The following is a 7,799-nucleotide window of genomic DNA, read 5'->3' on the forward strand; positions in this document are numbered from 1 at the left end:
ATGCCGGTCGAGAGTCAACGCTCCAATTCAGGCAAGCAGTGACAGCCCATCGGGTCTTGATACGTCTTGTAAACCTCTATTTCAGCACTGAAACCCGGCTCAACTACCCTTAAAAAACCCGCAGGAAGCGGCCCCCCCGATTCAGCTCAAGGAACGACCATGTCCCTCTCCATCGTCCACAGCCGCGCCCAGATTGGCGTGGAAGCCCCCGCTGTCACCGTCGAAGTCCATCTGGCCAACGGCCTGCCGTCGCTGACCATGGTCGGCCTGCCCGAGGCGGCGGTGAAGGAGAGCAAGGATCGGGTGCGCAGCGCGATCATCAATTCCGGGCTGCAGTTTCCCGCGCGGCGGATCACCTTGAATCTGGCGCCGGCTGATTTGCCCAAGGATGGCGGGCGGTTTGATCTGGCGATTGCCTTGGGGATTCTGTCGGCGAGTGTGCAGGTGCCGTGTCTGACGCTGGATGATGTGGAATGTCTTGGTGAGTTGGCGCTGTCCGGCGCCGTACGAGCAGTGCGTGGCGTGTTGCCGGCAGCATTGGCGGCGCGCAAGGCGGGTCGTGCTCTGGTGGTGCCGCGAGCGAATGCTGAGGAAGCCTGTCTGGCATCGGGGTTGAAAGTGTTTGCGGTGGATCATCTGCTGGAGGCGGTGGCGCATTTCAATGGCCATACGCCGGTTGAACCGTATGTCTCTAACGGCCTGATGTACGCCAGCAAACCCTATCCCGATCTCAACGAAGTCCAAGGTCAATCAGCTGCCAAACGTGCGCTGCTGATTGCCGCGGCGGGCGCGCATAACCTGTTGTTCAGCGGCCCGCCGGGGACGGGCAAAACCTTGTTGGCCAGTCGCCTGCCCGGGTTGCTGCCACCACTCGCGGAAAGCGAGGCACTGGAAGTGGCGGCCATTCAATCGGTCGCCAGTTGCGTGCCGCTGACCCACTGGCCGCAGCGGCCGTTTCGCCAGCCGCATCACTCGGCATCCGGCCCGGCACTGGTCGGTGGCAGCTCGAAACCGCAACCCGGTGAAATCACCCTCGCCCACCACGGCGTGCTGTTTCTCGATGAATTGCCGGAGTTTGATCGCAAGGTTCTGGAGGTGCTGCGCGAGCCATTGGAGTCCGGACACATCGTGATTTCCCGAGCCAAGGATCGTGTGCGTTTTCCGGCACGTTTCCAGTTGGTCGCAGCAATGAACCCCTGCCCCTGTGGATATCTTGGCGAGCCGAGCGGCAAATGTTCCTGCACACCGGACATGGTGCAGCGCTATCGCAACAAGCTATCGGGGCCGTTGCTGGATCGAATCGATCTGCACCTGACGGTCGCGCGGGAGGCGACCGCGTTGAATCCGCAGGTAAAGCCGGGAGAGGACAGTGCCACCGCCGCTGCCTTGGTCGCTGAGGCGCGGGAACGACAGCAGAAACGTCAGGGCTGCGCCAATGCATTTCTTGATTTGCCGGGGCTGAAGCGGCACTGCGCGTTATCCACAGCCGATGAAAAATGGCTCGAGTCGGCCTGTGAGCGATTAACGCTTTCGCTGCGCTCGGCCCATCGCCTACTCAAAGTCGCCCGGACACTGGCCGACCTTGAGCAAGTCGATGCAATCAAACGCGAACACTTGGCCGAGGCGCTGCAATATCGGCCGGCGACACCTTAATGCTCGGTCAGATCAACCAGCGGCGTCTGCCGCACTTCGGTGTCGCGCCCCGCCTGAATTTCGGTCACGCGCTTCAAGGCGTTATCCACAGCACCTTTGTCTGCGAGCAGGCTGTAGCTGATCTGGAACTGTTTGTGTTCCTTCGGTGCGATGGTCGGCACCAGATTCAACGGACGCTGATAGCGGCGGTTGTAGGAAAAACTGGTGCCCGGCTCCAGCCCCGTGACATAGCCCTGCCCATGGGTATCGGTGTTTTTCCACAGGGAAAACACCGGCAACTGCTGGGTATTGAAGCCAACAGAGACGCCGAGGCTGCCCGCCTTGTTATGCAGAACAGTCAGGGTTTCACCTTTGGCGTCGGCATAGGGCACGACGTTGTAGACGGTTTCGTCGTAGTCCTTGGTCGGCGCACGATAAGTCTGCCAGTCAGCCAGATCGCCCTTGGCCTTGTCGTTGAACGGCGAGACCTGTTTAACCGGTGCAGCAAAACGGGCGCCCTGCTCGAGGAACGGCGTGCTGAAATTGCTGTGATACAGCGCCTGGTATTCCTTTGGATAGTCGCCGTTGTTGGTCAGCGTATCGTTAAGTGCAAAGCGCACGCTGCCAGGTTCGGTGACCAATTCAGTGACAACCGAGAAATCGACTTTCTTGAAAGCTTGCTCTTTCAGCTCGCCGCGCAGACTGATGGCGTAGGGTGGCTTTTCGTCGATGTGCAGCGTGACGGTACTGGCCGGGATGTTGGCGGCGCGGCCATGCAAGGTCAGCAGTTCACCGTTGTCCATGCCGGGATGGCCAACCCATTCGTAACCACAGCGGGCGACCAGCTCGTTGAAACCTTCCAGCCAGCCCAGACCACCGCGCCCGTTGAGCTCGATGAAGGCCGGGTTGACCACGTCCTTGACCGGCGAATCCCAACCCATGCGCACGTTGCCGACAGAGGCCTGCAAGACATTCATGCCGCGGGTCGGCACAACCGAGAGTTTCATCGTGCCGTTATCGATATCGACGATGCTGACGCCTTCCTGCCGCCCCCCGTGCAAGGTACGCAGGCTTACGGAGAAGGGTTTGTCGGTTTTCACGCCGAGCTGCTCACTGGTGATGCTCCAGTTTTGCGCGGACTTGTTGGTATCGAGGAGGACGTAATCCCAGGCCATGGCGTGGGAAGCAGCAGAGAATGCGCCGAGGGCGACGGCGAGTTTGAGCGGGGTCATGGCAGCAGCCTTTATTGGAGTTGTGCCATTTGTATAGCGCTGCGGAAACGTTTCAGCAAGTGTATTGGATCGACAGATCGCATGTTCTGCCGAAGATCTTCAGTGATGCAATCGCGAGCAAGCTCGCTCCCACAGGGTTTTGGGTTGTTCACACGATTAGTGAGCGACCCTGGAAACTGTGGGAGCGAGCTTGCTCGCGAAAGCTATTTCAGGCGCACCTCAACGAAACCGATCAACCTCGGCACGCAAGTCCGCCGCCAAGCCTTCCAGCTCTTTAGCCGTCACCGCCAGATTCGAAACAACCTCACGCTGCTCACTGTTGGCCAACGCAATGCTCTGCAAATTGCTGCTCAACAACGTCGCGGTGCTGCTCTGCTCCTGAGTCGCCGTGGTAATCGCGGCGAACTGCTGCCCGGCAGAACGGCTCTGCTCATCGATCCGCGCCAGTGCCGAGGCGACATTGGCATTACGCGACAAGCCTTCCTGCATCAGCACATTGCCCTGCTCCATGGTGCTGATCGCGTTGCCGGTTTCCTGCTGAATGCTGTGGATCATCACCGAGATTTCATCGGTCGCCTGACGGGTACGCGAAGCCAGGCTGCGCACTTCATCCGCCACCACGGCAAAGCCGCGACCTTGCTCACCGGCACGCGCCGCTTCAATTGCAGCGTTGAGCGCCAGCAAATTGGTCTGCTCGGCAATCGAGGTGATCACGCCAACGATGCCGCCGATTTCCTGCGAGCGCTGACCGAGGGTGTTGATCACGGTGGCGGTGCTGTTAAGGGCGCCAGCGATTTGCTCCAGCGAGGACGACGCTTCTTCCATCGAGCTGCGGCCAATCTGCGTCTGCTGGGCGTTTTCCTGTGCCAGACGTTGGGTCGCGCCCATGTTGTCGGCGATGTTCAACGAGGTCGCGCTGAATTCTTCCACCGCGCCGGCCATGCTGGTGATTTCGCCGGACTGCTGCTCCATGCCTTCATAAGCACCGCCAGACAAACCGGACAGTGCCTGCGCTCGGCTGTTGACCTCCGCGGAGGAACGGCGAATGTGCTCAACCATGGTCGACAGCGCCTGGCTCATCTGGTTGAACGCGCGCGACAACTGACCGATTTCGTCGTTACTCGCTACATTCAGACGCACGCTCAGATCACCGGCGCCCAAGGCTTCGGCCTGACGCACCAGATCACCCAGCGGTTGCAGTTTCGAACGCAGCAGCCACATCGCCGAACCGACCGCCAGCAACATCGCCAACAGGCTGCCAATCGCCAGTTGCGTGCCGACGCTCCAGGTCACTGCGCGAATCTCGGCTTTCGGCATGCTTGCCACCACCGACCACGGGCCGCCGTCGAACGGCACCGCGACGCTGTAGAAATCTTCGGACGTGTCGCCCCAGAACTGGCCTTTGCCCGGCAATTTCGCCAGATCCTTGATCAGCGGAATTGCTTGATCCAGCGCCTGCACGCTCGCTGGTGGAACCAGCCATTTGCTTTGCTCATCAAGCAACGCCAGCGAGCCGGTCTGACCGATGCGGAAGCGTTTGAGATTGTCGAACTGAGCGTTCTGCGCATCGGTGTAATCGAAACCGACGAACAGCACCGCAATCACTTTGCCGCTGCCATCGCGCACCGGGGTGTATTGGGTCATGTAGGAACGATCAAACAGCAAGGCGCGGCCGACATAACCCTGTCCGGCCATCAACTTCGCGTAGGCCGGATGGGCGTGGTCAAGCAAGGTGCCAATGGCGCGGCTGCCGTCCTGTTTGGTCAGCGAGGTGCTGACGCGGATGAAGTCTTCGCCACTGCGCACGAACAACGTGGCGACGCCCGCGGTCATCTGCTTGAACTCGTCGACTTCCTTGAAGTTGTTGTTCAGCACTTCGCTGCCCAGATGCAGGCCCGGAGTCTGGGTGCCGGCAACACTCACTGGCTCGTCCGGATGAAGGCTCAACCCGCTGCTGAAGCGCTTCTCGAACAACCCGCTGAGGCGCTGGGTGCTTTCGCGCAACGTGCCGTGGAAGGTGCTCAGTTGGTCGGCCAGCAGCCGCGCCTCACTGGCCAGATGTTCTTCACGGGTGGCGAGGTTCGCGGTGTCCAGCGAACGCAACGCGAACACCGTACTGCCACTGATGACGACCGCCAGAATCACAGCAAGGGCAAGGCCCAGCTGCGAGGCAATCCGAGCGCGAGGTTGAGACATGAACAGCTCCTGGCCGAGCCACCGGATCCTCCTTGATCGCAGCTGATGCTCGGAATAATTCTAATAATGGGGGTGAAGCATGGAGACCGGCACGACGGTTCCACTTGCTCATAGTCGGCGGTAAATCCGAATACTTGAGCGCTGTGCGAGGGTATGGCACGGGGCCGGCATTGTGGCGGCTCGAACGTTTCAGCTCAAGCGCGCAACGGCCGGCAGTTCCATGGCGCGGACTTCGCCTTGAAGAAAGTCGCTGAGGCGGCGCAAACGCTCACCTCCTGGACGGGTTTTTGGCCACACCAGGTAATAATCCAGGCCACTGGCAACGGCGGTCGGCCACGGCAGACTCAAGCGTCCTTGCGCAACATCTTCGGCGACCATCAACAAATCGCCCATCGATACGCCATAGCCGCGCGCCGCCGCGATCATGCCCAGTTCGAGCGTGTCGAACACTTGCCCACCCTTGAGCGAGACCTGATCGGACAAGCCCATGTGCTCCAGCCAACTGCGCCAGTCGCGGCGATCCGGGGTCGGGTGGAGCAATTCGGTGTTTGCCAGTCGATCAAGATCCCACGGTTGATCATTGAGCGAATTCGGCGCGCCGACCGGGATCAGTTCTTCGGGAAACAGCAAACTCGCCTCCCAGTCAGGAGGGAAATGGCCGTCGCTGAGCAACACGGCGCAATCAAAAGGCTCATCGTTGAAGTCCACCGAATCGACATCCATCCACGCACTGGTCAGTTGCACCTCGTTGCCCGGCTGCAAATGGCGGAACCGACTGAGCCGCGCCAACAGCCAACGCATGGTCAGGGTCGACGGGGCTTTCATGCGCAGGATGTCGTCCTCGGCACGCAAGGTGTTGCAGGCGCGCTCCAGCGCCGTGAAACCTTCGCGAATCCCTGGCAACAGCAGCCGCGCCGCTTCAGTCAGTTGCAGATTGCGGCCGCTGCGGTGAAACAAGCGGCAGGCAAAATGCTCTTCCAGCGTACGAATATGCCGACTCACCGCGCTCTGGGTGATCGACAGTTCTTCCGCCGCCCGGGTGAACGAGCTATGTCGCGCCGCCGCTTCAAATGCGCGCAGGGCATACAACGGAGGAAGTCGACGGGCCATGCACAAAGCTCCAGTGGCGGGATGCAGCGAAATGAGCGGAATTTGTTCAGGATGAGTTTTAGTCATGCCACCCATCCTTTTTATCCCTTTGTGCAATGCCTGCCAAGCGCCGAGAATCGACGGTCTCTTGTTCCCTCTGAAAATTGAGTGGTGATACCCATGCAGCATCCTGTGCGTACTGAACTCTGGGCCATTCTGCGGCTGGCTGGGCCGTTGATCGCTTCACAGTTGGCGCACATGTTGATGGTGCTGACCGACACTTTGATGATGGCGCGCCTCAGTCCCGAAGCGCTGGCCGGCGGCGGGCTGGGTGCAGCAACCTATTCTTTCGTGTCGATCTTCTGCATCGGTGTGATTGCCGCAGTCGGCACCTTGGTAGCGATTCGCAAAGGTGCGGGCGACATCATTGGCGCGGCCCGTCTGACCCAGGCCGGATTGTGGCTGGCGTGGCTGATGGCGCTGGGCGCCGGTTTGCTGCTGTGGAACCTGAAACCGGTGTTGCTGTTGTTCGGCCAGACCGAAACCAACGTCAACGCCGCCGGGCAATTCCTGATCGCCCTGCCGTTCGCCCTGCCCGGCTACCTGAGCTTTATGGCCCTGCGCGGTTTCACCAGTGCAATTGGTCGGGCGACACCGGTGATGGTCATCAGTCTGGCCGGCACCGTGGCCAATTTCCTGCTCAATTACGCGCTGATCACTGGCATGTTCGGTCTGCCGAAAATGGGTCTGATGGGCATCGGTCTGGTCACGGCGATTGTCGCCAACTGCATGGCGCTGGGGTTGGCCTGGCACATTCGTCGGCACCCGGCGTATGACGCTTATCCGCTGCGCGCAGGGTTATCGCGGCCGAACCGCCAGTACCTTAAAGAACTCTGGCGCCTCGGCCTGCCGATTGGCGGCACCTACGCGGTGGAGGTTGGATTGTTCGCCTTCGCAGCACTGTGCATGGGCACCATGGGCAGCACGCAACTCGGCGCGCATCAGATTGCTCTGCAAATTGTTTCGGTGGCGTTCATGGTGCCGGCGGGGATGTCTTATGCGATCACCATGCGCATCGGCCAGCATTACGGCGCCGGGCAATTGCTCGATGCACGGATGTCGGGCCGGGTCGGGATCGTCTTTGGTGCGGTAGTGATGCTCGGCTTTGCGATGGTGTTCTGGTTCTTGCCGAATCAATTGGTCGGGTTGTTCCTCGATCACAACGATCCGGCGTTTGCCGAGGTCGTTCGTCTGGCGGTGAGCCTGCTGGCCGTGGCGGCATGGTTCGAGCTGTTCGACGGCACGCAGACGATTGCCATGGGCTGTATTCGCGGGCTCAAGGATGCGAAGACCACGTTTCTGGTCGGGCTCGGCTGTTATTGGCTGATTGGCGCGCCAGCGGCGTGGTGGATGGCATTCCACTTGAACTGGGGGCCGACGGGCGTCTGGTGGGGATTGGCGCTGGGGTTGGCGTGCGCGGCGGTGAGTTTGACGTTGGCGTTTGAGTGGAAGATGAAGCGGATGATTCGGCTGGAGCCTGCGTCTTTACGGCAATACGCCGTCGCACAACCGGAGTGAGATCCCCTGTGGGAGCGGGCTTGCTCGCGAAAGCGGTGGGTCAGTCGATATGTGCATTGACTGACCCGGCGC

5 protein-coding genes are annotated in these 7,799 nt (G+C 60.5%); 2 read left to right on the forward strand and 3 right to left on the reverse strand.

The genetic code is table 11. The annotated features are described in order from the left end of the window. The first annotated feature begins 159 nt into the window (after positions 1 to 159). A complete protein-coding gene (locus tag GVL50_RS17100; RefSeq protein WP_053124981.1) occupies positions 160 to 1,653 on the forward strand; it encodes a YifB family Mg chelatase-like AAA ATPase in 1,494 nt (497 codons plus the stop codon). Here GVL50_RS17100 and GVL50_RS17105 read toward each other — a convergent pair. The 3 genes from GVL50_RS17105 to GVL50_RS17115 form a co-directional block, all read right to left on the reverse strand. Then, positions 1,650 to 2,864 carry an aldose 1-epimerase family protein gene (locus GVL50_RS17105; RefSeq protein WP_159814403.1) on the reverse strand — a complete coding sequence of 405 codons (1,215 nt, stop codon included), beginning with the start codon at positions 2,862 to 2,864 and terminating at the stop codon, positions 1,650 to 1,652. The genes GVL50_RS17100 and GVL50_RS17105 overlap by 4 nt on opposite strands. A gap of 219 nt (positions 2,865 to 3,083) precedes the next feature. Then, positions 3,084 to 5,060, reverse strand: coding sequence for a methyl-accepting chemotaxis protein (locus tag GVL50_RS17110; protein WP_159814405.1), 1,977 nt, complete (start codon positions 5,058 to 5,060; stop codon positions 3,084 to 3,086). Between the two features lie 189 nt (positions 5,061 to 5,249). Continuing rightward, complete coding sequence (locus tag GVL50_RS17115) at positions 5,250 to 6,170, reverse strand: LysR substrate-binding domain-containing protein (protein ID WP_159814407.1); 921 nt, start codon at positions 6,168 to 6,170, stop codon at positions 5,250 to 5,252. A gap of 159 nt (positions 6,171 to 6,329) precedes the next feature. Here GVL50_RS17115 and GVL50_RS17120 point away from each other — a divergent pair, with 159 nt between their 5' ends. Then, entirely contained in the window at positions 6,330 to 7,727 is a 1,398-nt protein-coding gene (locus GVL50_RS17120) for a NorM family multidrug efflux MATE transporter (protein ID WP_159814409.1), read from the forward strand. Positions 7,728 to 7,799: the final 72 nt, after the last annotated feature.

Origin of the sequence: Pseudomonas sp. 18058, assembly GCF_902706155.1 — a bacterium.
GTDB classification, from domain to species: Bacteria; Pseudomonadota; Gammaproteobacteria; order Pseudomonadales; family Pseudomonadaceae; genus Aquipseudomonas; species Aquipseudomonas rustica.